General features: G+C 41.1%; 23 protein-coding genes. 21 read left to right on the forward strand and 2 right to left on the reverse strand.

Features of this window, described 5'->3' with window-relative positions:
* The first annotated feature begins 98 nt into the window (after positions 1 to 98).
* Entirely contained in the window at positions 99 to 1,790 is a 1,692-nt protein-coding gene (locus tag ACPEH5_RS16130; protein WP_259672176.1) for a carboxylesterase family protein, read from the forward strand.
* Positions 1,791 to 1,851: 61 nt separating this feature from the next.
* Here ACPEH5_RS16130 and ACPEH5_RS16135 read toward each other — a convergent pair whose 3' ends face one another.
* Entirely contained in the window at positions 1,852 to 2,241 is a 390-nt protein-coding gene (locus ACPEH5_RS16135; protein WP_048608635.1) for a YidB family protein, read from the reverse strand.
* Positions 2,242 to 2,633: 392 nt separating this feature from the next.
* On the opposite strand from ACPEH5_RS16135, the gene ltnD reads away from it, so the two are divergent.
* The 17 genes from ltnD (at position 2,634) to tatC (ending at position 18,500) form a co-directional block, all read left to right on the forward strand.
* The gene (ltnD, locus tag ACPEH5_RS16140) at positions 2,634 to 3,542 is read left to right on the forward strand and encodes an L-threonate dehydrogenase (RefSeq protein WP_042848839.1); all 909 of its coding nucleotides are present in this window, start codon (positions 2,634 to 2,636) and stop codon (positions 3,540 to 3,542) included.
* Positions 3,539 to 4,816 carry a 3-oxo-tetronate kinase gene (gene otnK / locus ACPEH5_RS16145; protein WP_042848838.1) on the forward strand — a complete coding sequence of 426 codons (1,278 nt, stop codon included), beginning with the start codon at positions 3,539 to 3,541 and terminating at the stop codon, positions 4,814 to 4,816. Before ltnD ends, otnK begins: the two co-directional genes overlap by 4 nt.
* The gene (locus ACPEH5_RS16150) at positions 4,809 to 5,450 is read left to right on the forward strand and encodes an aldolase (protein ID WP_042848837.1); all 642 of its coding nucleotides are present in this window, start codon (positions 4,809 to 4,811) and stop codon (positions 5,448 to 5,450) included. Before otnK ends, ACPEH5_RS16150 begins: the two co-directional genes overlap by 8 nt.
* Positions 5,451 to 5,460: 10 nt before the next feature.
* Complete coding sequence (otnI, locus tag ACPEH5_RS16155) at positions 5,461 to 6,240, forward strand: 2-oxo-tetronate isomerase (RefSeq protein WP_042848836.1); 780 nt, start codon at positions 5,461 to 5,463, stop codon at positions 6,238 to 6,240.
* Positions 6,241 to 6,252: 12 nt separating this feature from the next.
* Positions 6,253 to 7,020, forward strand: a complete 768-nt coding sequence (locus ACPEH5_RS16160; RefSeq protein ID WP_042848835.1) for a DeoR/GlpR family DNA-binding transcription regulator — start codon at positions 6,253 to 6,255, stop codon at positions 7,018 to 7,020.
* A gap of 63 nt (positions 7,021 to 7,083) precedes the next feature.
* Positions 7,084 to 8,043 carry a D-erythronate dehydrogenase gene (gene denD / locus ACPEH5_RS16165; RefSeq protein WP_042848834.1) on the forward strand — a complete coding sequence of 320 codons (960 nt, stop codon included), beginning with the start codon at positions 7,084 to 7,086 and terminating at the stop codon, positions 8,041 to 8,043.
* 10 nt (positions 8,044 to 8,053) lie between these two features.
* Positions 8,054 to 9,430 carry a GntP family permease gene (locus ACPEH5_RS16170; RefSeq protein WP_042848833.1) on the forward strand — a complete coding sequence of 459 codons (1,377 nt, stop codon included), beginning with the start codon at positions 8,054 to 8,056 and terminating at the stop codon, positions 9,428 to 9,430.
* A gap of 290 nt (positions 9,431 to 9,720) precedes the next feature.
* Positions 9,721 to 10,479 carry a uridine phosphorylase gene (gene udp, locus ACPEH5_RS16175; protein WP_042848832.1) on the forward strand — a complete coding sequence of 253 codons (759 nt, stop codon included), beginning with the start codon at positions 9,721 to 9,723 and terminating at the stop codon, positions 10,477 to 10,479.
* Between the two features lie 277 nt (positions 10,480 to 10,756).
* Complete coding sequence (locus tag ACPEH5_RS16180) at positions 10,757 to 11,539, forward strand: tyrosine-protein phosphatase (RefSeq protein WP_166685925.1); 783 nt, start codon at positions 10,757 to 10,759, stop codon at positions 11,537 to 11,539.
* 149 nt (positions 11,540 to 11,688) lie between these two features.
* Positions 11,689 to 12,219: a DedA family protein gene (locus ACPEH5_RS16185; protein ID WP_042848830.1), complete on the forward strand. Its 531-nt coding sequence runs from the start codon at positions 11,689 to 11,691 to the stop codon at positions 12,217 to 12,219.
* Positions 12,220 to 12,331: 112 nt separating this feature from the next.
* On the forward strand, positions 12,332 to 13,687 hold the full coding sequence (gene rmuC / locus ACPEH5_RS16190; RefSeq protein ID WP_048608629.1) for a DNA recombination protein RmuC: 1,356 nt from the start codon (positions 12,332 to 12,334) through the stop codon (positions 13,685 to 13,687).
* A 75-nt stretch (positions 13,688 to 13,762) separates the two neighbouring features.
* The gene (gene ubiE, locus ACPEH5_RS16195; RefSeq protein ID WP_042848829.1) at positions 13,763 to 14,518 is read left to right on the forward strand and encodes a bifunctional demethylmenaquinone methyltransferase/2-methoxy-6-polyprenyl-1,4-benzoquinol methylase UbiE; all 756 of its coding nucleotides are present in this window, start codon (positions 13,763 to 13,765) and stop codon (positions 14,516 to 14,518) included.
* A gap of 1 nt (position 14,519) precedes the next feature.
* Positions 14,520 to 15,173, forward strand: a complete 654-nt coding sequence (locus ACPEH5_RS16200; RefSeq protein ID WP_042848828.1) for a ubiquinone biosynthesis accessory factor UbiJ — start codon at positions 14,520 to 14,522, stop codon at positions 15,171 to 15,173.
* Entirely contained in the window at positions 15,160 to 16,794 is a 1,635-nt protein-coding gene (gene ubiB / locus ACPEH5_RS16205) for a ubiquinone biosynthesis regulatory protein kinase UbiB (RefSeq protein WP_042848827.1), read from the forward strand. Before ACPEH5_RS16200 ends, ubiB begins: the two co-directional genes overlap by 14 nt.
* Before the next feature lie 113 nt (positions 16,795 to 16,907).
* Complete coding sequence (tatA, locus tag ACPEH5_RS16210) at positions 16,908 to 17,189, forward strand: twin-arginine translocase TatA/TatE family subunit (protein WP_042848826.1); 282 nt, start codon at positions 16,908 to 16,910, stop codon at positions 17,187 to 17,189.
* A 3-nt stretch (positions 17,190 to 17,192) separates the two neighbouring features.
* Positions 17,193 to 17,735 (forward strand): Sec-independent protein translocase protein TatB, encoded by a 543-nt coding sequence (tatB, locus tag ACPEH5_RS16215; RefSeq protein WP_042848824.1) that lies wholly within the window; start codon positions 17,193 to 17,195, stop codon positions 17,733 to 17,735.
* A gap of 3 nt (positions 17,736 to 17,738) precedes the next feature.
* Positions 17,739 to 18,500 (forward strand): Sec-independent protein translocase subunit TatC, encoded by a 762-nt coding sequence (tatC, locus tag ACPEH5_RS16220; protein WP_042848823.1) that lies wholly within the window; start codon positions 17,739 to 17,741, stop codon positions 18,498 to 18,500.
* 81 nt (positions 18,501 to 18,581) lie between these two features.
* On the opposite strand, the gene rfaH is transcribed toward tatC, so the two are convergent.
* Positions 18,582 to 19,076 carry a transcription/translation regulatory transformer protein RfaH gene (gene rfaH, locus ACPEH5_RS16225; protein ID WP_042848822.1) on the reverse strand — a complete coding sequence of 165 codons (495 nt, stop codon included), beginning with the start codon at positions 19,074 to 19,076 and terminating at the stop codon, positions 18,582 to 18,584.
* Between the two features lie 164 nt (positions 19,077 to 19,240).
* Here rfaH and pepE point away from each other — a divergent pair, with 164 nt between their 5' ends.
* The 3 genes from pepE (at position 19,241) to fre (ending at position 22,263) form a co-directional block, all read left to right on the forward strand.
* Entirely contained in the window at positions 19,241 to 19,966 is a 726-nt protein-coding gene (gene pepE / locus ACPEH5_RS16230) for a dipeptidase PepE (protein WP_042848821.1), read from the forward strand.
* A gap of 112 nt (positions 19,967 to 20,078) precedes the next feature.
* A complete protein-coding gene (gene ubiD / locus ACPEH5_RS16235) occupies positions 20,079 to 21,551 on the forward strand; it encodes a 4-hydroxy-3-polyprenylbenzoate decarboxylase (RefSeq protein WP_048608622.1) in 1,473 nt (490 codons plus the stop codon).
* 10 nt (positions 21,552 to 21,561) lie between these two features.
* Positions 21,562 to 22,263, forward strand: a complete 702-nt coding sequence (gene fre, locus ACPEH5_RS16240; RefSeq protein WP_131680254.1) for an NAD(P)H-flavin reductase — start codon at positions 21,562 to 21,564, stop codon at positions 22,261 to 22,263.
* Positions 22,264 to 22,419: the final 156 nt, after the last annotated feature.

The following is a 22,419-nucleotide window of genomic DNA, read 5'->3' on the forward strand; positions in this document are numbered from 1 at the left end:
AATAATTTAAAAATGCGGTTATATATTTCAGTTACTCTTTGTTGATAATAAAACTAAATGTGAATGCGATTTTTTGCCAAATTAATAGGGAAAACAATATGTTTAAAATACCAATGAAAAAATCATTGTTACAAACAAGTACAGCGGTATTTTTATTAATTTCTATTTGGAGTTCATCGGCTTATGCTATTGACCACATTATTGAAACAACAAATGGAAAAGTCCAAGGTAGTACACAACAGTCGTTAGTCACATGGACTGGTATTCCTTATGGTAAAGCTCCTCAAGGGGAGTTGCGCTGGAAAAAACCAGAACCAGTGAGCCAGTGGTCTGAAACGTTTGATGCGACTAAGCCTGCTCAAAATTGTATTCAAACTAGCCAATCAGGGGCGATAGGTACTGAAGATTGTTTGAATCTTAATATCTATAGGCCTGACGATAATCAGAAAAACCTCCCTGTTTTGTTTTACCTACATGGTGGAAATAACCAAACAGGGACTTCAGCCGAATTTAACCCTCAGTTGGTTGCAACGGAACTAAATGCAGTGATCGTTACCGTCAACTATCGTCTTGGCGCACTCGGTTTTAACCCTCTTCAAGCACTTAACACAGGGGATAAGATAGAAGACTCTGGAAACTACGCGTTATTAGATATTAAGCTTTCATTGGATTGGGTAAAAGAAAATATTGCTGCATTTGGTGGAAACCCAAATAACATTACCGTCTCCGGTTTCTCTGCGGGGGGACGAGATGTTATGGCAATGCTGATCTCCCCAATATTTGAGAACTCATTCAATAAAGCGATTGTATTTAGCGGAGGAATGACAACGGCAAATAAAAACCAAGCAGAACAAATTTTTGCTGACCGATTAGCCAAGTTAGTGGTTCGAGATAATAAAAAACCAACACTAGATTTAGCGAAAGCGTGGCTTTTAAGCGGCTCACCAGATGTTAAAGCGTATCTTTATCAACTCCCAGCCGCAGACCTAGCGACGTTATTTGGCGATGCTGGCATTAGAATGTCACAGTTTCCACACCTGTATCGGGATGGGGTAGTACTACCTAAAAATGGTTTTGAAACAAACGCATATCACTCAGTCCCCATTATCATGGTCACTGGGCAGGGGGAGTTTTCTTTATTTGCTCGAGGTGATAAGCGCTTTGCGGGGGCAATAGCAGATGGCTCATTAGCGACGAATACTCGCCTTTTGAATCAATATGATTTTGCGAATAAATATGGCAGTTTGTTTTATAGCCTGTTTAATGTGAATCAATCGGCCCAAAAGATGTACCCTCATTACAAGGCACCGATTTATGGTGTGGAATTTAGTTTGGGCAGTGATGAAGTTGTGACGGGCAGCCAACTTGCCCCATTAGGTTCTTTCCATGGTATTTTTTTGGCACTGTGGGATAAAACAAAGTTTAGCCCGTTCACTCAAGAATTGGTTAAATTAGAGGGGACGAAAGATGTCAGACAGAAATTTAATGGCTACTTAGCTAATTTTTTATTGAATGGTGTACCATCGAATAAAGGCCAAATTGAATGGAAGCCTTGGTCACCAGAAAATGAACAAGCAGGGGAATCATTACTTGTTATTAATGCAAATAAAATAAAATCAATTATTTATATGAGTAATAAACCATATCAATACGATGATGTTGTTGCTTTGATTGAGCAAGATAATACGGTAACCCCAGAAGAGAAACAGCAAATAATAACGCAAGTACTTAATGGGCGTTGGTTCAGTGAGCCTTTAGATAAACAGTTTTCTCACAAAGAAACGCAATAGCGTTTTGCTGTCCATAAAATGGTTGATAAGCCTAAAATAAGGTTTATCAACCAGCTAACGCTTAACCAAAGAGTTTTGATTTCAGAAGGTTCATACCAATGGAGGCAAGATCCAAGTTTTCTGGAATTTCTCCATTTGGTGTCGCATTATCGACGAGTTGCGGAAGGTATTTTGCCACTAAATCTGAAGTTGACTGTGCATCAAGGCCGACACTTTGAGCGAGTTCTTGGATATTAACATTGCCAAATACTTGCATTAGCTGGTTATTATCGATAGGCAAGTTCTCACCTTCACTAATCCAAGATGCAATAACACCGCCTAACCCTTGCTCGTTAAACTTTTCAACAACACCGCTTAAGCCCCCTTGGTTTTCAAGCCAATCGATGACTGATTGAAATTGTTGCATTTTATCGCCAGCAACCATTCCCATTACTTGTTCAAATAAACCCATTTTAACTCCTCACAATATGTCAGCTAATGCTTAACAGCTATAGATATAACCCTAGTATGGAACATGACACTAAAAAAGTAGCGGGTTATTTTGGTCGATTTAGCCTTAAGGTCAATAAAAATAACGTACTGAGGACAACTTAGCCTAAAAATATATTTTTCAGCATATTGTAGTGGGACAAATAAACACAACCAGCATCACATTTTTTATCACATTATCCTGTGAATGTCTTTGTAGTGATGTTAAATCATTAACTTATTGTTATTCAGGTGGTTATGTCTATTTTGTTTATTTTTTATATTATTCTTAATGTGACGTTAGTCATGTGTTTGTGAATTTTATTGTGTGAAAATTCACAACAGTCACGAAGATTAACAACATCAGGGGTCATTATGGGAAATTTCGTTAATAATATTGGCGTTATTGGCCTTGGTTCCATGGGAATGGGGATAGCCCAATCTTTAATAAAAAATAATATTTCTACCTATGGATTTGATTTAAACCAAGATGCTTGCCAACGCCTTCTTCGCACAGGGGCAAAAGGCGTTGGGCAAGATGCAGCAGAATTTGCTCATCTCATTGATGCTTTATTACTGGTCGTTGTTAATGGTCGTCAGGTTGAGGCTATTTTATTTTCGGGTGAAAAACCACTCGTGGAGCAGCTACGTCCAGGCACCATCATTGTTTTACACAGCACCTTAGCGGCTGAGCAAACCAAAAGCATTGCTCAACGCCTTGCTGAATACCAGTTACCTCTGGTCGATGCGCCGATTTCAGGGGGCTCCATTAAAGCAGCGGATGGCAAGTTAACCGTTATGGCATCAGGAGCACCTGTATTATTTGAAAAACTATCACACGTGTTCGAAGCAATTTCTGAACGTCTATATCGTGTGGGTGACGAAGTCGGTTTAGGTTCAACAGTAAAAACGATCCACCAGTTATTGGCTGGAGTGCATATTGCGGTTGCTGCGGAAAGCATGGCCTTAGCATCCAAAGCGGGTATTGACCTAGCGGTAATGTACGACATTGTGACTCATGCGGCTGGGAATTCATGGATGTTTGAAAACCGTATGCAACATGTATTAGACGGTGATTATACCCCGAAATCCTCCGTCGATATTTTTGTGAAAGATTTAGGGTTAGTAATGGAAACGGGGAAGGCGCTAAATTTCCCATTACCACTGGCAGCCACAGCTCACCAAATGTTTATTTCAGCTAGCAGTGAGGGGTTTGGGCAGCAAGATGATAGTGCTGTGATCAAAACATTTAAAGGTATTACTTTACCGGAGAAAAAAGCATGACAGTGAAGTTAGGTGTGATCGCCGATGATTTTACCGGTGCAACTGATATTGCAGGTTTTATGGTGCAAAACGGTTGGAAGGTAGTTCAATTATTGAATGAACCTGATGAAAACACAGTGATACCACAAGGTGTTGATGCAATTGTTGTTAGCTTGAAAAGTCGTTCTTGCCCAGTGGATGAAGCAGTCAATGCCTCAGTGAATGCATGCAATTGGTTGAAGAAAAAAGCCCAGTGCCAACAAATTTTCTTTAAATACTGCTCGACATTTGACTCGACAGAAAAAGGAAATATCGGCCCAGTCACTGATGCATTGATGAAACAACTCGGTACGACTCTCGCATTAGTTTGTCCTGCGCTGCCCGTTAATGGTCGAACCGTAGTTCATGGCCACTTGTTTGTTAATGGTCAATTGCTCAATGAAAGCGGTATGCAGCACCATCCAGTTACGCCAATGACTGATGCAAATTTATTACGGGTGATGGAAAAACAGTCAAAAGGTAAGGCGGGTTTAATCAAACTTGCTGACATCCAACAAGGTAGCGAAGCCGTTAAGTCACAATTAACTGAATTAGCCCAACAAGGGGTGAACTATGCCATTGTTGATACCTTGACGATGGATGATCTGTTACCTATCGCACAGGCAGTAAAGACTATGCCTCTATTGACCGGGGGGTCCGGTTTAGGCGCCGCATTAGCAAACATTGATAGCCAATGTGCATGGGGTGAAAACAGCGCTCGAGGTGAAAAGCCAACGGGAACAACTCGGAAAACGGTGATTTTATCAGGTAGTTGCTCGGTTATGACTAATAAGCAAGTACAGGCTTATCAAAAAGTTGCCCCAGCAAAGGCCTTAGATGTTGGTGAATGTTTAGCTAACCCTGAGTATGCAAAGTTGTTAGCTACTTGGGTACAAGAACAGCAAGGTGGAGGGTTAGCACCTTTATTATATGCCACTCAACCACCTGAATTACTGAAAAAAACGCAAGAAAAATACGGTGCAGCAGAGTCCAGCGCAGCAGTTGAAAATGTGTTTGGAGAGGTTGTGAAGTTACTTCAATCACAAGGGTATGACACCTTTATTATTGCTGGTGGTGAAACCTCAGGGAAAGTAGTTCAAAGCCTAGGTACAGAACAATTAAGTATTGGTTCACCAATCGCCCCTGGTGTTCCATGGGTACAAGATTTAGCAAGCGGTAGCTGGTTAGCGCTGAAATCAGGTAATTTCGGCCAAGAAAATTTCTTCCAGTTTGCACAGGAGATGTTTAATGAGTGATGAAAAGGCGCTGCGCCAAGAACTAGTCGATTGGGCTAAGTCAATGTTTAACCGTGGATATAGCAGCGGTGGTGCAGGAAATATTAGTGCTCGGTTACCTGATGGGTGCATTATTGTAACACCCACAAATTCAAGCTTTGGTGATTTAGACCCAAACAGATTGAGCAAATTAGATGCCGAAGGTAACTGGATAGACGGTGATAAACCAACGAAAGAAGTGTCTATGCATATGGCGATGTATTTACAACGCCCTGATTGCCAAGCGGTTGTCCATCTTCATTCCCCTTGGTTGACCGCATTATCTTGTTTGCCGGGGTTGGATACTAAAAACTGCTTACCGCCAATCACCCCTTATTACGTGATGCGAGTAGGTAAATTACCATTAATTGAGTACCTACCTCCGGGGGATGACCGTATTGGTGAGGAAATTGCCAAATTGGCACCGACCCATAACGCGGTATTGTTATCGAATCATGGCCCCGTAGTGGGAGGGAAAACATTAAGACAAGCATTCTTTAATACTGAAGAATTAGAAGATACTGCTCGTCTGTACATCACCTTACGCCCACACGGCTTTACAACATTAACGCAAGAGCAAGTTGAGCAGCTCGAAAGTCGTTATCCACAAAAGTAAGGAAACAGAAATGGCTAAATTTGCGGCAAATTTAAGCATGATGTTTAACGAAGTGCCTTTTATGCAACGTTTTGCAAGTGCAGCGAACGCAGGGTTCAAAGGTGTTGAGTATCTTTTCCCTTACGAAGAAGATGCTAATGCGATTGCCGGTGAACTCAAAAAATACAATTTAACTCAGGCTTTATTTAATATGCCAGCAGGTGACTGGGGAGCGGGAGAGCGCGGTATGGCTTCTATTCCGGGTCGTGAGGCTGAGTTTGCTGAAGGCGTACAAACTGCATTGAAATACGCGAAAGCGTTGGGCTGCAAGCAAGTGCATGCAATGGCGGGTAAAGTGGATGAAAACTTCACACTTGAGCAGCAAAAAGCGTGTTTTATCAAAAACATTCAACATGCTGCGGATGTTATGGCAGAACACGGTATTCGTGTACTGATCGAGCCGATTAATACTCGTGATATGCCGGGGTATTTTTTAACGACTCAAAAGCAAGCCGAAGCGCTATTACCTGAAATTAACCGTGAAAATGTCTTTATCCAGTTAGATTTATATCACTGCCAAATTATGGAGGGTGATTTATTGAAAACGATTGAGCGTTTATGGGGCAAGTTTAGTCATATTCAAATAGCGTCAGTGCCATATCGCCATGAACCGGATAGTGGCGAAGTTAATTATCCATGGATTTTTAAAAAATTAGATGAAATGGGTTACGAAGGTTGGTTAGGATGTGAATATCACCCTGCTGGCCGTACCGAAGATGGGTTAGGCTGGTTAAAACAAGCAAATTCATAATGAGGAAAACCTATGCTTCCTTCTGAGCGTCGTGATTTTATTTATCGTTATGTGCATGAGCACCAAACTGTTTCAATTAGTGATTTAGTTGAGCTAATGAATGTTTCGCATATGACAGTACGACGTGATATCCGCATGTTGGAAGAAAAAGGGAAAGTAACCAGTGTTAGTGGTGGCGTTAAATTAAATGATGCACTACGCCAAGAGCTCCCTTGGAGTGAAAAAGCACGGTTGCATCACCGTCATAAACGTGAAATTGGGCAGTTTGCTAGCTCATTAGTTGAAGATGGGCAAGTTGTGTATCTCGATGCTGGGACGACGACCTTTGAAATTGCACGAGTACTCGGTGAGCGTTTTAATTTAACTATTGTCACTAATGATTTTTCTATCATGCAGTATCTGATGAATAAGTCACAGTTAAACCTGTATCACACCGGGGGGCAGGTCGATAAACGTAACCATTCTTGCGTAGGCAATACCGCGGCAATGATGCTGCAAACGTTAAATGTGGACATTGCGTTTATCAGTACGAGTTCATGGGATATACAGCATGGGGTTTCGACCCCACATGAAGAAAAAGTTCAGATAAAACAGACTCTACTTGATGTTGCTCGCCGTTGCGTGCTGGTTTCAGATAGTAGTAAGTTCGGCAAATATGGCATGTTCCGTGTTTGTCCATTGAATCAATTGCACGACATTATTTGCGATGACCAACTGCCAACGGATGTCGTGCAACGGATAACAGAACAAAACATAAAACTTCATTTAATCAAGACATAAAACATAAATAATCTTACCTAGAACTGCATAGCCAGTTAAAAGGCTATAGCAAGGAGAATTACAATGAAAGTTATTATTACTGGTGGCGCAGGCTTTCTGGGCCAGCAGCTAGCCGCTGCTTTGCTTAAAAATACTCAGGGCTTAAATTTTGACCACCTTGTTTTAGCCGATATTCAGTGCCCTACAGCACCCATTGAGGATGCACGAGTCAGTTGTGTTGCGTTAGATTTAACACAGCCAGGTGCGGCCGATAAACTGATTGATGCGCAAACTGATGTGGTTTTCCACCTAGCAGCTATCGTCAGTAGCCACGCTGAAAGTGATTTTGACTTGGGTATGAAGGTTAACTTCGAAGCAACTCGCCAATTATTGGAAGTTGCACGTGCCAAAAACCCAGCAATCAAATTTATGTTCACCAGTTCGCTAGCAGTGTTCGGTGGAGAATTACCTGAGGTGATCACTGATTTATGTGTGGTTAATCCTCAATCTTCTTATGGCGCCCAAAAAGCCATGTGCGAGCTGATGGTCAATGATTATTCACGTAAAGGTTATGTGGATGGGCGTGTTATGCGTTTACCAACCATTAGTATCCGTCCAGGTGTGCCAAATAAAGCCGCTTCTTCATTCGCGAGTGGCATTATTCGTGAGCCATTAAATGGGATTGAAAGTGTTTGCCCTGTCTCTCCTGATCTCGCTTTATGGTTATCCAGCCCTGAAACAGTTATCAATAATTTTATCCATGCTGTCAGTATTCCAGCAGAAAAATTTGGTAAATCGCGCACAGTCAATCTACCGGGGATCACCGTTACTGTACAAGGCATGATTGATGCACTGCGTGAAGTTGCAGGGCAAGACGCTGTTGATCTTATCCGATTTGAACCAGATGAAGCTATTAATCGTATTGTGGCTAGCTGGCCGGGTAAATTTGATATCAGCCGTGCTTTGGAACTTGGCTTCCGTGCAGATGGCTCTTTCAGTGATGCGATACGCTCGTTTATCACTCACCATGGCGCATCCAAGTAGGAGATAAACTATGTCCTATATTCCTGTTATTGGCCTCGCGGTGGCCATATTTGTCCTGATCTTTTTAGTATTACGAACGCGTGTTCATGCGCTGTTAGCGATGCTAATTGCTGCTGCAATCGCAGGTATTTCTGGTGGATTGACAGCAGCAGAGACAGTGACAGTAATTACGAAAGGCTTTGGGTCAACACTCGGTAGCATTGGTATTGTTATCGGACTCGGGGTAATGATGGGAAGGGTATTGGAAGTTTCCGGTGCCGCTGAACAGATAGCCTATAGCTTTATCAAATGGTTAGGTAAAAAACGCGAAGAGTGGGCATTGGCAATTACTGGTTATATTGTCAGTATCCCTATCTTTGTTGATTCTGCTTTCGTCATCTTATATCCATTGGCAAAAGCACTGGCAAAAAACGGTAAGCGCAGCATCTTAACATTAGGAGTTGCACTTGCTGGTGGGCTCGTTGTTACACACCATACTGTTCCGCCAACACCAGGTCCTTTAGGCGTTGCAGGTATTTTCGGTGTTGATGTCGGGGCGATGATCCTTGCTGGGATGAGCCTTGCTCTCCCCTGTGTTATTGGTATTGTTTTTTACGCAAAATGGTTAGGCACTAAATATCCTGAGTTTATGCCAGATGAAACGGGCAGCGAAGATTTAAAAGAAGTTCATGCCCGTTACATGGAAGAAAAAGCAAATAAACCATTACCAAGCTTATTTTTATCATTATTACCGATTATCACGCCAATTTTGCTGATCTTTATTAATGCAATTAATGGCTTGATTTTGAAAACAGCACCATTCCAAGGTATGGAAGGCAATTGGTATTTCCAGACTTTTGAATTCTTAGGTGCGCCGATTATTGCTTTATCAATAAGTGTATTGATCTCTGTATACACATTAATGCCAAAAGCAACGAAAGAAGAAGTCATTGACCGTATGGAAGAAGGCTTGCAATCGGCGGGGATCATCCTATTAGTTACTGGTGCTGGTGGTGCATTAGGTGCGGTGTTACGTGATAGCGGAACAGGGAACATTCTTGCTGAGCATGTTGCTAACTTGCCTATTACACCTGTATTAATTCCGTTTATTATCGCGACATTGGTTCGTTTGATCCAAGGCTCTGGTACAGTTGCAATGATCACAGCAGCATCTATTTCTGCGCCGATCATTAGCCAAATACCCGATATTAACTTATTAGTTGCGGCGCAAGCGGCAACAATGGGGTCTCTGTTCTTCGGTTATTTCAACGACAGCCTATATTGGGTTGTGAACAGAATGATGGGAATAAAGGACGTTAAACAACAAATTATTGTTTGGTCTATCCCTACCACTATTGCGTGGGGTATAGGTTTAGTTGGTGTCCTTATCCTTGATGTAGTTCTCTAACATAGCGTTATTATTTTTAGTTCTGCCAAATAATCAAAGCGCCCAGCTATTAGGGGCGCTTTTTGTGGTTATGACAAACTTTCATCTATACTGGTATCAACGGATTTTAAATAGACATAGCGCAAATGTTAATTTGTGATAAATGTCACTAAATAATGAAATCAAGTTTTTATTGTTTTCATTAAAAGTGACGCTTATCACTAAAAGTTAATGGTTTTCTCGCTATATTACTAGTTACGATTAATCAGTGATGACTGATTTAATGATGCCATTGTGTAAAGGAGTTTGAAATGTCTGACGTTTTCCACTTAGGTTTAAAGAAAAGTGACTTACAGGGTGCAACTGTAGCGATTGTTCCTGGGGACCCTAACCGTGTTGAAAAAATTGCACGTCTGATGGATAACCCTGTACACCTTGCATCATTGCGTGAATATACCTCTTGGCGTGGTGAGCTCGATGGAAAAGCGGTTATTGTGTGCTCAACAGGTATTGGCGGCCCGTCAACATCTATTGCGGTTGAAGAACTCGCTCAGCTAGGCATTCGTACTTTCTTACGTATTGGTACAACAGGCGCAATCCAAGAAGATATTAATGTTGGTGATGTGTTAGTCACAACAGGTGCAGTACGCTTAGACGGTGCTAGCCAACACTTTGCGCCATTAGAATATCCAGCAGTTGCAGATTTTAATTGTACTAATGCTCTTTACGCTGCGGCAAAAGATGCAGGTGCGACAGTACATGTTGGGGTGACGGCTTCTTCAGATACCTTCTACCCAGGCCAAGAGCGTTACGATACTTATACCGGCCGTGTTATGCGCCATTTCAGAGGTTCAATGAAAGAGTGGCAGGACATGGGGGTAATGAACTATGAAATGGAATCGGCGACATTGCTCACTATGTGTTCCAGTAGCAAAGGCTTACGTGCAGGTATGGTTGCAGGCGTTATTGTTAACCGGACCCAGCAAGAAATTCCAAACGAAGCGTTACTGAAAAAAACGGAAGGTAACGTACTAAGCATTGTCGTTGAGGCTGCTCGTCGTCTGCTATAGTCAATAATTTACTGGCTCGCTTACTGAAATTTCACTCGGTTGTGGATGTAAAGTAGGCGAGCTTAGTCTCCGCACTTTCTTCCTGTATTCCCTCATTTATATTTTTCCTATAAATTTAGTAATTGCTAACAATTTACAGTGAATAATCTGATCCCCCTTATTTCGTAGATCTGTTATTGTCATAAAAACAATTATCAATATTATGTGCCCTCAAATTATTCAGGATGCATTTATTTTTGTGAACTGAATAAAAGCTGTGGGGCTAAAAGGAATTATTATGTCGACAACACCTTATCTTCACCCTTCAGTACTTCCTCTTAAAGGGGGGATTAACTTCCGCGATCTTGGCGGGAAAAAACTTCCTAATGGCAGCAAAATTAAACCTGGTATGCTATTTCGTTCGGGGTCATTAGACCGCTTAACTCAAGAAGATGAATCCGTTTTACATTCACAAAATCTTTTTCAAATTATTGATTACCGTGATGAAGCTGAAATTTTAGATAAGCCTGATGTGATCTGGGAAGGGGCTCATTATATTCATGCGCCAGCGAATCCTTTAGCTAAGGAGGTTTCGGCTAACTTAGATAAACTGACCCCAGAAATATTAGAACAATTTGACCCACAAGCTTTTATGTTCCGTCTGTATGAATTATTACCGTTGAATAACCCAGCTTATCATCAACTGGTGAACTTACTGCAACAACCAGAGAAAGGTGGAATAGTCCAACATTGCGCTGTCGGGAAAGACCGTACCGGCGTTGGTTCAGCATTAGTCCTCTTTGCGCTCGGGGCCGATTTGGAAACCGTTATGGAAGATTATTTATTGACCAACGAAACACTAGCACCTTATCGCAAACATCTTTTAGCAGAGCATGCAAAAACGATGAATGAAAACATCGTTAAAAAGTTTGAGTATGTTTATTCCGTGCGCGAAGACTTTCTAATGACTGCCTTAAAGAGTATTGAAAGTCACTATGGCAATGTTGATAAATGGCTAGAGAAAGATTTTGGATTGGGGGCTGGCCAGCGGGAAGCACTGCAAAGTCATTTTCTTGATTGATCTATCTTAAGTGACGACGAGTTGTGGAAATTGCGCCTTATAAATTCCATAACTCGGTTAATTGATAAGGATTTTTTGCTTCGTTTAACCTTGATTTATCACATTTTCGTTACTGTAATAAAGTAAATCAATGATGATAGGGGATTGCTTTGACGCTTAATGAAATCGTTACCCTTGTAACCGACTTTACTCGTGAAAATGAAATATGGGCTCTTCCTATTATTTTCTTTCTCGCGTTTGGTGAGTCATTAGCATTTTTATCACTACTTTTACCTGCAACAGTCATTTTATTAGGGTTAGGCGCTTTAATTGGTGAAAGTAATATTACATTTTGGCCAATATGGCTTGCTGCCGCTTTAGGGGCATTTTTTGGGGATTGGCTCTCTTATTGGTTTGGTTTTCATTATAAAGAGAATGTTCGCAAAATGTGGCCGATTTCCCGTAACCCGCAAATGATAGATAAAGGGCATCGTTTTTTTGACCGCTGGGGGGTATGGGGGATTTTCTTTGGGCGATTTTTTGGCCCTCTACGTGCGGTTGTTCCCCTTGTGGCAGGGATTTGCGCGATGCCACAGCGTCATTTTCAACTGGCAAATATTGCTTCTGCGATGATCTGGGCATTTGGCATTTTGGCACCGGGTGCACTCGGTCTGAAGTGGTTTGCAAGTTGGGTAGGCTAAGCAAAGCTTGCGAAATGCTTCGCAAAATTTTCTCAGTATATGTAATTACCTCTGGACACTTATACAGTATCCAATTACCTTACACTGGGTTTTGTAAAGTAAGGGTGTAATCGTGGATACCTCTCTTTTATATGCAGTTATTGGTGTGTTGAGTGGCATTTTAGTGGGTGGCTTAGCAACGTGGTTTTCTATTGCTCAAAAAATAGCTCACAAAGATCAAGAGCTACAACAAATCAATCGGCAATTGGCGGCAAGTGACGAAAAAAGTATTCATCTTGCTCAATGGAAAGCAGAGTACGACAGGCTTGACCAAGAATTGCGCACACAACGGGATATCAATCGGGAACAAGAAGCCGAACTTCGTGAAGTCATTACCCGTTTTGAACAAAATCAGCTCGCAAATGAAGAAAAACAACGTATTTTACAAAACAGTGAACAACGATTGACTGCGCAGTTTGAAAATTTAGCAAACCGTATTTTTGAACAAAATGAACGTAGGGCGTCGGAACAGCAACAAAAAAGTTTATTGGCAATGTTATCGCCTTTTCGTGAACAACTAGAAGGTTTTCGCCAACAAGTTCAACAAAGTTTTGGTGAAGAAGCGAAAGAAAGGCATACCTTAGCGTATGAAATAAGGCAGTTGCAGCAGCTTAACAATCAGATGACCAAAGAAGCTGTTAACTTAACCCGGGCACTTAAAGGGGATAATAAAATTCAAGGTAATTGGGGGGAAACTATCCTCACTCGCATTCTTGAGGTTTCCGGTCTGCGGGAGGGAAGCGAGTTTGAAACCCAAGTCAGTGTCAATACAGGTTATAATACTCGCTATCAACCCGATGTTATTATTCATCTTCCTGAAGGTAAAGATGTGGTTGTTGATGCAAAAATGTCATTGGTTTCCTATGAACATTATTTCAATAGCGAAGACCCGCACGAACAACAACAAGCGCTAAAAAATCATGTTGCATCCATACGCAACCATATGCGTATGTTGAGCCGAAAGGATTACCATCAGTTACCCGGAATACGCTCTTTAGACTATGTTCTAATGTTTATTCCTATTGAACCTGCGTATTTGCTTGCTTTAAAGGAAGCTCCTGAACTACTTGATGAAGGAATAAAACAGAATATCATGTTGGTTTGCCCGTCCACGTTATTAGTGGCTGTGCGAACTATCAATAATATTTGGCGCTATGAGCGACAAGGGCAAAATGCCCAAGAAATTGCAGAAAGAGCTGCAAAAATGTATGACAAACTACGCTTGTTTGTGGATGATATGCAGGTTTTAGGCTCCAGTCTTGATAAAGCGAATAATACTTACCTGTCGGCAATGAAACGTCTTGCACAAGGGCGAGGTAATTTAATTAGTCAGGCGGAAAGTTTTAAAGAGCTAGGGGTAGAAATTAAACAACCTATCGCGCCTCAACTTATTGAGCGCTCAGAGGCATCTAATTGTGCGGAATCTTAGACTTCTGATAGGGTTTTACCTCAAAGACTGTTACACTTCTAACAAAAGTTTGAACTATCAGCAGGCATAAGAGAAATGACTGAACCAACTAAAGAAACCATTGATTTTGGTTTCCGTACTGTCGGCAAAGAAGATAAAGCCGGTCTAGTAGCGAATGTTTTTCACTCTGTAGCATCAAAGTATGACTTAATGAATGACTTAATGTCATTTGGTATTCATCGTATCTGGAAACGTTTTACTATTGAAGCAAGTGGTGTCCGCCGTAATCAGCGTGTACTTGACCTTGCTGGTGGAACAGGTGACTTAACCGCTAAGTTTTCGCGTCTTGTGGGCGAAAAAGGTGAAGTCATACTTGCTGATATCAATGACTCAATGTTGAAGATGGGGCGCGAAAAATTACGTGATCTTGGCATTGTTGGTAATGTAAATTATGTTCAAGCTAATGCTGAAGAACTTCCATTTCCAGATGACCACTTCGATTGCATTACTATCTCTTTTGGTTTGCGTAACGTTACGGATAAAGACAAAGCACTGCGTTCGATGTTTCGTGTTCTAAAACCGGGTGGGCGTCTATTAGTATTAGAATTTTCAAAGCCTATTATTGAGCCATTGAATAAAGCGTATGATGCGTATTCATTTCACATATTGCCTCGTATTGGTCAGGCAATTGTGAACGACCCAGAAAGCTACCGTTATTTAGCGGAATCCATTCGTATGCACCCTAACCAAGAAACACTTAAAGGGATGATGGAAAACGCCGGGTTTGAGCAAGTCTCTTATACCAATATGACTGGTGGGATTGTTGCATTGCATAAAGGGTTTAAATTCTAAGATGGAAGCACCATCAACACATACCGAAAATCAAAATACAGTTTTGTACTCTTTGATAACAGCATTGATGGAAACCTCACTTAACCATATGTTGTTCAAAGAAAAAGTATTACAGCCTGCTAGGGTACGTTTAGCAGGCAAAGTGATGGCTATTGAGCTTAAAGAACTCAATAAAACGCTAACACTTATTTTTGCTGAAAATCATGTTGATGTATTAAGCGAATGGGTTGAACCCGCAGACTGTACAATTAAAACATCATTATTTACTTTAATTAAATTGAAAGATAAACAGCAGTTATCTCAGCTAATCAATCGTGGTGACATCGTGATTGAAGGGGATATGCAGATTGTTCAGCATTGGTCCTCATTGCTCGATTTAGCAATTTGGAACCCGGCACATTATCTTTCACCTTATATTGGTGATGTCGCTGCTGAAGGGCTTAGTAAACTCTTGAATAAAGGCGTTTGCTTCGCATCTCACTTAGTTAAAAGGCAAAAAACGTATGTGAAAGACGCATTAATTGAAGAATGGAAAATGGCACCTAGCCAACTCGAACTTGCTCATTTTAATGACAAAGTTGAGGAAGTAGAACATTCAATTAATACGCTCGAACAAAGGTTAAGTCTGTTGGAGGAGAAGAATGACACCCGGTGAAATAAAACGACTTTACTTCATTATTCGGGTTTTTCTCTCTTATGGACTAGATGAGTTAATCCCCAAAATTAAGCTTACGTTACCGCTAAGAATTGGGCGTTTAGGTTTTTTTTGGATTAGAAATCAGCACAAAGATAGGCCATTAGGCGAAAGGCTTCGCCTTGCATTACAAGAGCTAGGGCCCGTATGGATCAAGTTTGGGCAAATGTTATCAACCCGTCGTGACCTTTTCCCGCCAGCAATCGCAGACCAACTTTCATTGCTACAAGATAAAGTCGCTAGTTTTGATGGGAAATTAGCCCGAGGTTACATTGAGGATTCTCTTGGTGGGCCGCTAGAACAGTGGTTTGATGACTTTGATGAGCAAGCCTTAGCTTCAGCTTCAATTGCTCAGGTTCACACTGCGACGCTAAAAGAAAATGGCAAAGATGTTGTTATCAAGGTAATTCGCCCTGATATTCTGCCTATCATTAAAGCCGATATTAAGTTGATGTACCGTATTGCTAACTGGGTTCCTTTACTACCTGATGGTAGGCGTTTACGGCCCAAAGAAGTAGTGCGTGAATATGAAAAAACGTTAATTGATGAGCTAAACCTACTACGTGAATCGGCCAATGCGATCCAGCTACGCCGTAATTTTGAAAATAGCTCCATGCTTTACATTCCCGAAGTTTACCCAGACTATTGCCGTGAAAACGTTATGGTCATGGAACGTATTTATGGCATCCCCGTATCAGATATTACAGCGCTAAAAGCTCAGGGTACAAATATGAAGCTGCTAGCAGAGCGGGGGGTAAAGGTTTTTTTCACCCAAGTTTTTCGAGACAGTTTCTTCCATGCAGATATGCATCCCGGAAATATCTTCGTTAGCTATGAGCACCCTGAAGACCCCCTGTACATTGGTATCGATTGCGGGATAGTGGGTTCACTAAATAAAGAAGACAAACGGTATCTTGCAGAAAACTTTATTGCCTTTTTCAACCGTGACTACCGCAAGGTTGCTGAACTACATGTTGATTCAGGATGGGTGCCTCTTGATACAAATGTGGAAGATTTTGAGTTTGCTATTCGTACAGTTTGTGAACCTATTTTTGAAAAACCATTGGCCGAAATTTCATTTGGGCATGTTTTATTAAACTTGTTTAATACTGCACGTCGTTTCAATATGGAAGTACAACCACAGTTGGTATTATTACAGAAAACATTACTGTATGTGGAAGGGCTTGGGCGTCAGTTATACCCTCAGCTTGACTTGTGGAAAACGGCAAAACCATTCTTAGAAGATTGGGTTCACAGCCAAGTGGGGCTACCCGCCATTACTCAGGCATTGAAAGAAAAAGCGCCTTACTGGGCAGAAAAGATGCCTGAAATTCCTGATTTAATATATGGCGCATTGCGACAACATAAGTTTTTACAATCGAATATAGACCAGTTAACACAACAGTTGAAAAGTCAGCGCAATAAACAGCGTAAATCCCATTATCTTCTAGGTGTGGGGGCGACTTTTATTTTGTGTGGTAGCTTATTTTTTATTTCTGATTTTACACGGCTTGCGGTCGTATTTATGGCGGCGGGTGCCCTATCTTGGGTAATTGGTTGGTGTAAAGCGGGCGATAATTAAGTAAACTTTGTTTTGCGACAAGTTTATAAGGCTGTGAACATTTCCGTATTTAGTGTTGGTTGTATATAATAGATATAACAACAATTGATCCCAAAACTATAGAGGTATTAACAATGGAATCAACTATTGCAATGGCTGCTTTCGGTAGTCCTTGGCAACTAATCATCATTGCTTTGCTTATTATTTTAATTTTCGGCACCAAAAAATTACGTTCATTAGGTTCTGATTTAGGTGAATCACTTAAAGGTTTCAAGAAAGCGATGAGTGATGATGAAAAGGCAAAAGTTGAGCAAGATAAGCAAGATGCCGACTTTGCGACTAAGAACATTACTGAACAACAGGCTTCTGAAAAAAAAGAAAGCCCAGTTGAGAGCAAAAACAAAGAGCAGGGTTAAACCGTGTTTGACATAGGTTTTAGTGAGCTGTTGCTTGTTACAGTTATTGGTCTTGTAGTCTTAGGTCCTGAGCGCTTACCAGTGGCAGTGAGAACTGTCGCTGGGTGGATACGTGCTATGCGTTCAATGGCAGCGAATGTACAAAATGAGTTATCACAAGAGCTGAAATTACAAGAGCTGCAAGACACTCTGAAGAAAGTAGAAGAGAAAGCTAACTTAGAAGCGCTTTCCCCGGAACTTAAGCAGTCCATGGAAGAGCTGCGTACAGCAGCACAGTCATTGAAAAGCGGCTATCAAGCAACAACCAGCGATATCGAAACAGAGTTAAATAAAGCAAAAGAGATCACTGACAGTTATGATAGTGCTGTTAAGGATGCTGAAAACAAGGCCCCAGAGGCCCAAGAATCAGATCCTGACCCTGAGCATGCAGCTAAGATGGCAGCGGTTGTTGAGGATAAAACACCTGAAGCTCCTACAACAGTGAAAACGGCTGAGCCGCTCGATGCTAAAGTAAAGAACTCTAATCAAACTGAAAGTGAAAAATAACACATGGCTGTAAATGATACACAACCACTTATTAGCCACCTCATTGAACTCCGTAAACGGCTAATGAACTGTTTAATTACAGTTTTGATCGTTTTTGCTGCGCTCGCTTATTTTTCAAATGATATTTACCGGCTGGTAGCAGCCCCTTTGATTGATAAGTTGCCAGTGGGCTCTCAAATGAGTGCGACGGATGTGGCGTCAACTTTCTTTACCCCTATTAAACTGACGATGATGGTTTCGGTTTTTGTATCGATACCAGTTATTCTCTATCAAATTTGGGCATTTATAGCGCCGGCCTTATACAAGCATGAACGCAAACTCATGTTGCCTTTGCTTGTTTCAAGTAGCTTTTTGTTTTATTTAGGGATGGCATTTGCTTACTTTGTTGTTTTCCCATTAGCTTTTGGCTTTTTTGTAAAAACAACACCAGACAGCGTTAACTTTATTCCGGACATCAGTAAATATCTTAGTTTTGTCATGACATTATTTATGGCTTTTGGTGCTGCATTTGAGGTACCAATTGCAATTATTTTACTGTGTTGGACTGGGGTAACTACACCTGAATCATTAAAACGTAAACGTCCATATATTTTGGTTGGGGCATTTGTTGTAGGGATGTTTTTAACCCCACCAGATGTCCTTTCTCAGACTTTACTAGCAGTCCCAATGTATTTGCTATTCGAGTTGGGGGTATTACTGTCTAACTTTTATGTCGGCAAAGGTCGAGGTCGACAAGAAGAAGGTACTGAGGAAGAAGAGTCGTAAGTAGGTTTTAGGTCATATTAGGCTTAATGACAGCCCATAGAGAACCCTTCATTGTTGAAGGGTTTTTTATGAGCACGATTTTTAGTCAGTTGATTTTTTAAATTGAGTATTATCAACAATTTTAGGGACACTTTTGTTCAATATATTCAGTAGAAGAATTGAACGATATTCTCCATTTGGCTCATCAAAGATAGCTTGAACTCCCGCAAAAACACCCTCAGTAATTGTGACTTGATCTCCATGTTTTGGCATATCAGGGGCTATGGAATGACTAATAGGGTTTTGTTGTAATAACTTAATGATTTCATCAGGGACTTCAGCGGGTAATTGGCCAAACCGAATAAAATGGCTGACCCCACGAGTTGATTGGATAGTCGTAGTATGAATTTCGTTGTGATCAAACTTTACGAACAAGTAATTAGGGAATAAAGCTTCTTGCACCTTAGTTCTTTTTCCTCTGACCACTTTTTCCATTTCTGTCATGGGCGTCATACAGATAACACTCTGCCTATTTAGATGCTCAATAGCACGCTCAATTTGCCCTCGTTTGCAATAAAGCAGATACCACTTTTCCATTTTTCGAATCTCGCATGACAAAATTATGTTTATGATAACAAATTACGACATAACAGTGTGACTATTGAGTAGCAGCACAATATTATTGGTATTCTGAAGCTTATATTAATCGAATATGGACTTTAGGTAACTGTAATATAAAAAGCAAATCAGTAGGAGACATGATGGATATCTTTTTGTTGAGTAATGGTAAGCTGCCAGGTAACCCTGTATGGCTAAGCTATGCTCTACCTCGTATCAAAGAAATGATTACACGTAAAAATGTAAAGTCAGCTGTTTTAGTTCCTTATGCGATCCTTCGTGGCTCACATGATGAAAGAGCAGAGCAACTATCGGAAGCTTTAGGGATAAATGTTACTTCCATTGAGCATTTTGCGAGCCCAGTAGAGGCGATTGAACAAGCTGAGTGTATCTTAGTGAGTGGTGGCAACACTTGGTGGCTCAACAAGTGTTTACATGAAAATGGCTTGGTTGTTGCTATTCAGCGCGCTGTTAAAGAACGAGGAGTCCCTTACATAGGTTGGAGTGCGGGGTGTAACGTTGCGACTCCAAGTATTCGTACTACTAATGATATGCCCGTAAGTAATGCTGTAATTATGCCTTCTCTAGGGTTATTCCCTTTACAAATCAACCCCCATTATATTGATGCTCATATTTCTGGGCACATGGGCGAAACGCGTGATGAAAGGTTGCAAGAATTTTGTGTAATTAATCCTCATGAGGTTGTTGTTGCTCTGCGAGAAGGGAGTGGGATGCAGATCAAAGGTAATGAACTTCATTATTTCAGTGGAAAAGATCAAGGTTTTAAACTATTTCAGCACAACAAAACATTCTCAGAGCAGTTTGATACATTATTATTAGAAAAATTAGTCCCTTTTGATTGCCAGTAAAATGGTATACTTGACCAGAAAAAGATTGATTATTAAGTGTTTTAGGCAGTAACTTGTAACCTTGGCCGGACGTCTTATAATGGGACTCCCTCTGTAACAGTAAAAGAAGATAATGAAATATCGTGACCTTAGAGATTTCATCGCGCAGCTTGAAAAGCAGGGCGAACTAAAACGTATTACAATGGAAGTCGATCCCTACTTGGAAATGACTGAAATTGCAGATCGTACACTAAGAGCAGGGGGACCGGCCCTATTATTTGAAAATCCCAAAGGTTATAACATGCCTGTCCTATGCAACTTGTTTGGGACGACAAAACGCGTTGCTATGGGGATGGGGCAAGAAGATATCAAAGCCTTACATGATGTAGGTAAATTGCTCGCATTTTTAAAAGAGCCTGATCCTCCGAAAGGTTTTCGTGACCTTTTTGATAAGCTACCAAAATTCAAACAAGTATTGAATATGCCAGCAAAGCGCTTAAGTTCAGCGCCTTGTCAGGAACAAATTTGGGCCGGTGATGACGTAGACATCACCAAAATACCCGTTATGCATTGTTGGCCAGAAGATGCGGCACCGTTAATAACATGGGGGCTAACTGTCACCAAAGGGCCATATAAAGAAAGGCAAAACTTAGGTATTTATCGCCAGCAAGTACTTAGTAAAAACAAAGTTATCATGCGTTGGTTGTCTCATCGCGGTGGTGCTCTTGATTTTCAAGAATGGTGCCAAGCTCATCCAGGTGAAAAATTTCCGGTAGCCGTAGCATTGGGGGCTGACCCGGCAACAATTTTAGGGGCGGTAACCCCTGTGCCTGACACGTTATCAGAATATGCATTTGCAGGCTTATTACGTGGTAATAAATCAGAGGTCGTAAAATGTATATCTAATGACCTCGAAGTTCCGGCGGGTGCCGAAATTATTCTTGAGGGCTATATTGAACCGGGTGAAATGGCACCTGAAGGGCCTTATGGTGACCACACAGGTTATTATAATGAGATAGATAACTTCCCTGTGTTTACTATTACTCATGTGACTCAGCGCCGCGATGCAATTTATCATTCAACTTATACAGGGCGGCCACCTGATGAACCAGCGGTACTTGGTGAAGCCTTAAATGAAGTTTTAGTACCTATCCTACAAAAGCAATTTCCAGAAATTGTCGATTTTTACCTTCCACCTGAAGGTTGTTCATACCGGCTTGCTGTCGTAACAATGAAAAAACAATATGCGGGGCATGCAAAAAGAGTAATGATGGGAGTCTGGTCATACCTGCGCCAATTCATGTACACTAAATTTGTTATTGTTTGTGATGATGATATTAATGCGCGTGATTGGAAAGATGTTATCTGGGCAATTACAACCCGAATGGACCCTGCCCGTGATACCGTTATGATGGAAAATACGCCGATAGACTACTTAGATTTTGCTTCACCTGTATCAGGGTTAGGTTCAAAAATGGGGCTTGATGCAACCAATAAGTGGCCAGGTGAAACGGATCGCGAATGGGGACGTCCTATTGTTATGACAGATAACGTAAAATCCCGTATTGATGACATTTGGGAACAATTAAATATTTTTGAAAAATAAGAGGGGAACCATGGCAACTCTAAGCTGTAAAGTTACATCTGTCGAATCGATTACGGATACGGTTTATCGGGTTATATTGTTGCCAGATGGTCCTTTTCATTTTAAAGCAGGTCAATATTTAATGGTCGTAATGGACGAAAGAGACAAACGACCATTTTCAATGGCTTCTACCCCAAAAAATAAAGAAACGATTGAATTACATATCGGAGCTTCTGAAATCAACCTGTATGCTATGGCTGTTATGGACAGGATTTTAGAACAAAAACGCATCGATATTGATATTCCTCACGGTAAAGCTTGGTTTCGCGAAAACAGCAGCAATGGCATGATTTTAATTGCAGGGGGGACAGGGTTCTCTTATACCCACTCAGTACTGCTTGCTGCATTAGCTGAAAATCCTAATCGTGACATTACTTTCTATTGGGGAGGGCGTCAGTTGGAGCACCTGTATGACCTTGGTGAATTACAAGCACTGAGTGAAAGCTACCCTAATTTGAAAATCACCCCTGTTGTAGAGCAACCTGATGAATTATGGCGTGGTAGAACAGGCACTGTTCTCAGCGCAGTGTTAGAAGATTTCGGTGATTTATCCAGTCATGATATCTATATTGCAGGGCGTTTTGAAATGGCGAAAATTGCTAGGGATCGTTTCTGTAATGAACGCAATGCTAGGGCCGAGCAGTTGTTCGGTGATGCTTACGAATTCATTTAACCCGTCCTAGTTCAAATTGTAGGGGTGTTGGCTTCGCTCATTCGCCCTAGTCACATACTTATGTATGCTCCTAGGGTCTTATTCACTTGCCGCCTACCTACAATCTGAACTATGAGGGTTAAACTCGTCTGGTATCTGCATGAAATCAGGTTAGTT

It is taken from the genome of Providencia sp. NPDC089933, from assembly GCF_049545585.1.
In the GTDB taxonomy this organism is placed as follows: Bacteria; Pseudomonadota; Gammaproteobacteria; order Enterobacterales; family Enterobacteriaceae; genus Providencia; species Providencia huashanensis.

What these genes read in the sequence shown, in the direction of transcription:
- ACPEH5_RS16200 (WP_042848828.1), top strand. Translation starts at nt 14,520, where the DNA reads ATGGAAGCACCATCAACACATACCGAAAATCAAAATACAGTTTTGTAC.
- tatA (WP_042848826.1), top strand. Translation starts at nt 16,908, where the DNA reads ATGGAATCAACTATTGCAATGGCTGCTTTCGGTAGTCCTTGGCAACTA.
- rfaH (WP_042848822.1), bottom strand. Translation starts at nt 19,076, where the DNA reads ATGGAAAAGTGGTATCTGCTTTATTGCAAACGAGGGCAAATTGAGCGT.
- ACPEH5_RS16160 (WP_042848835.1), top strand. Translation starts at nt 6,253, where the DNA reads ATGCTTCCTTCTGAGCGTCGTGATTTTATTTATCGTTATGTGCATGAG.
- denD (WP_042848834.1), top strand. Translation starts at nt 7,084, where the DNA reads ATGAAAGTTATTATTACTGGTGGCGCAGGCTTTCTGGGCCAGCAGCTA.
- tatC (WP_042848823.1), top strand. Translation starts at nt 17,739, where the DNA reads ATGGCTGTAAATGATACACAACCACTTATTAGCCACCTCATTGAACTC.
- ACPEH5_RS16130 (WP_259672176.1), top strand. Translation starts at nt 99, where the DNA reads ATGTTTAAAATACCAATGAAAAAATCATTGTTACAAACAAGTACAGCG.
- fre (WP_131680254.1), top strand. Translation starts at nt 21,562, where the DNA reads ATGGCAACTCTAAGCTGTAAAGTTACATCTGTCGAATCGATTACGGAT.
- otnK (WP_042848838.1), top strand. Translation starts at nt 3,539, where the DNA reads ATGACAGTGAAGTTAGGTGTGATCGCCGATGATTTTACCGGTGCAACT.
- ubiE (WP_042848829.1), top strand. Translation starts at nt 13,763, where the DNA reads ATGACTGAACCAACTAAAGAAACCATTGATTTTGGTTTCCGTACTGTC.
- udp (WP_042848832.1), top strand. Translation starts at nt 9,721, where the DNA reads ATGTCTGACGTTTTCCACTTAGGTTTAAAGAAAAGTGACTTACAGGGT.
- ltnD (WP_042848839.1), top strand. Translation starts at nt 2,634, where the DNA reads ATGGGAAATTTCGTTAATAATATTGGCGTTATTGGCCTTGGTTCCATG.
- ACPEH5_RS16170 (WP_042848833.1), top strand. Translation starts at nt 8,054, where the DNA reads ATGTCCTATATTCCTGTTATTGGCCTCGCGGTGGCCATATTTGTCCTG.
- ACPEH5_RS16135 (WP_048608635.1), bottom strand. Translation starts at nt 2,241, where the DNA reads ATGGGTTTATTTGAACAAGTAATGGGAATGGTTGCTGGCGATAAAATG.
- ubiB (WP_042848827.1), top strand. Translation starts at nt 15,160, where the DNA reads ATGACACCCGGTGAAATAAAACGACTTTACTTCATTATTCGGGTTTTT.
- ACPEH5_RS16150 (WP_042848837.1), top strand. Translation starts at nt 4,809, where the DNA reads ATGAGTGATGAAAAGGCGCTGCGCCAAGAACTAGTCGATTGGGCTAAG.
- otnI (WP_042848836.1), top strand. Translation starts at nt 5,461, where the DNA reads ATGGCTAAATTTGCGGCAAATTTAAGCATGATGTTTAACGAAGTGCCT.
- pepE (WP_042848821.1), top strand. Translation starts at nt 19,241, where the DNA reads ATGGATATCTTTTTGTTGAGTAATGGTAAGCTGCCAGGTAACCCTGTA.
- ubiD (WP_048608622.1), top strand. Translation starts at nt 20,079, where the DNA reads ATGAAATATCGTGACCTTAGAGATTTCATCGCGCAGCTTGAAAAGCAG.
- ACPEH5_RS16180 (WP_166685925.1), top strand. Translation starts at nt 10,757, where the DNA reads ATGTCGACAACACCTTATCTTCACCCTTCAGTACTTCCTCTTAAAGGG.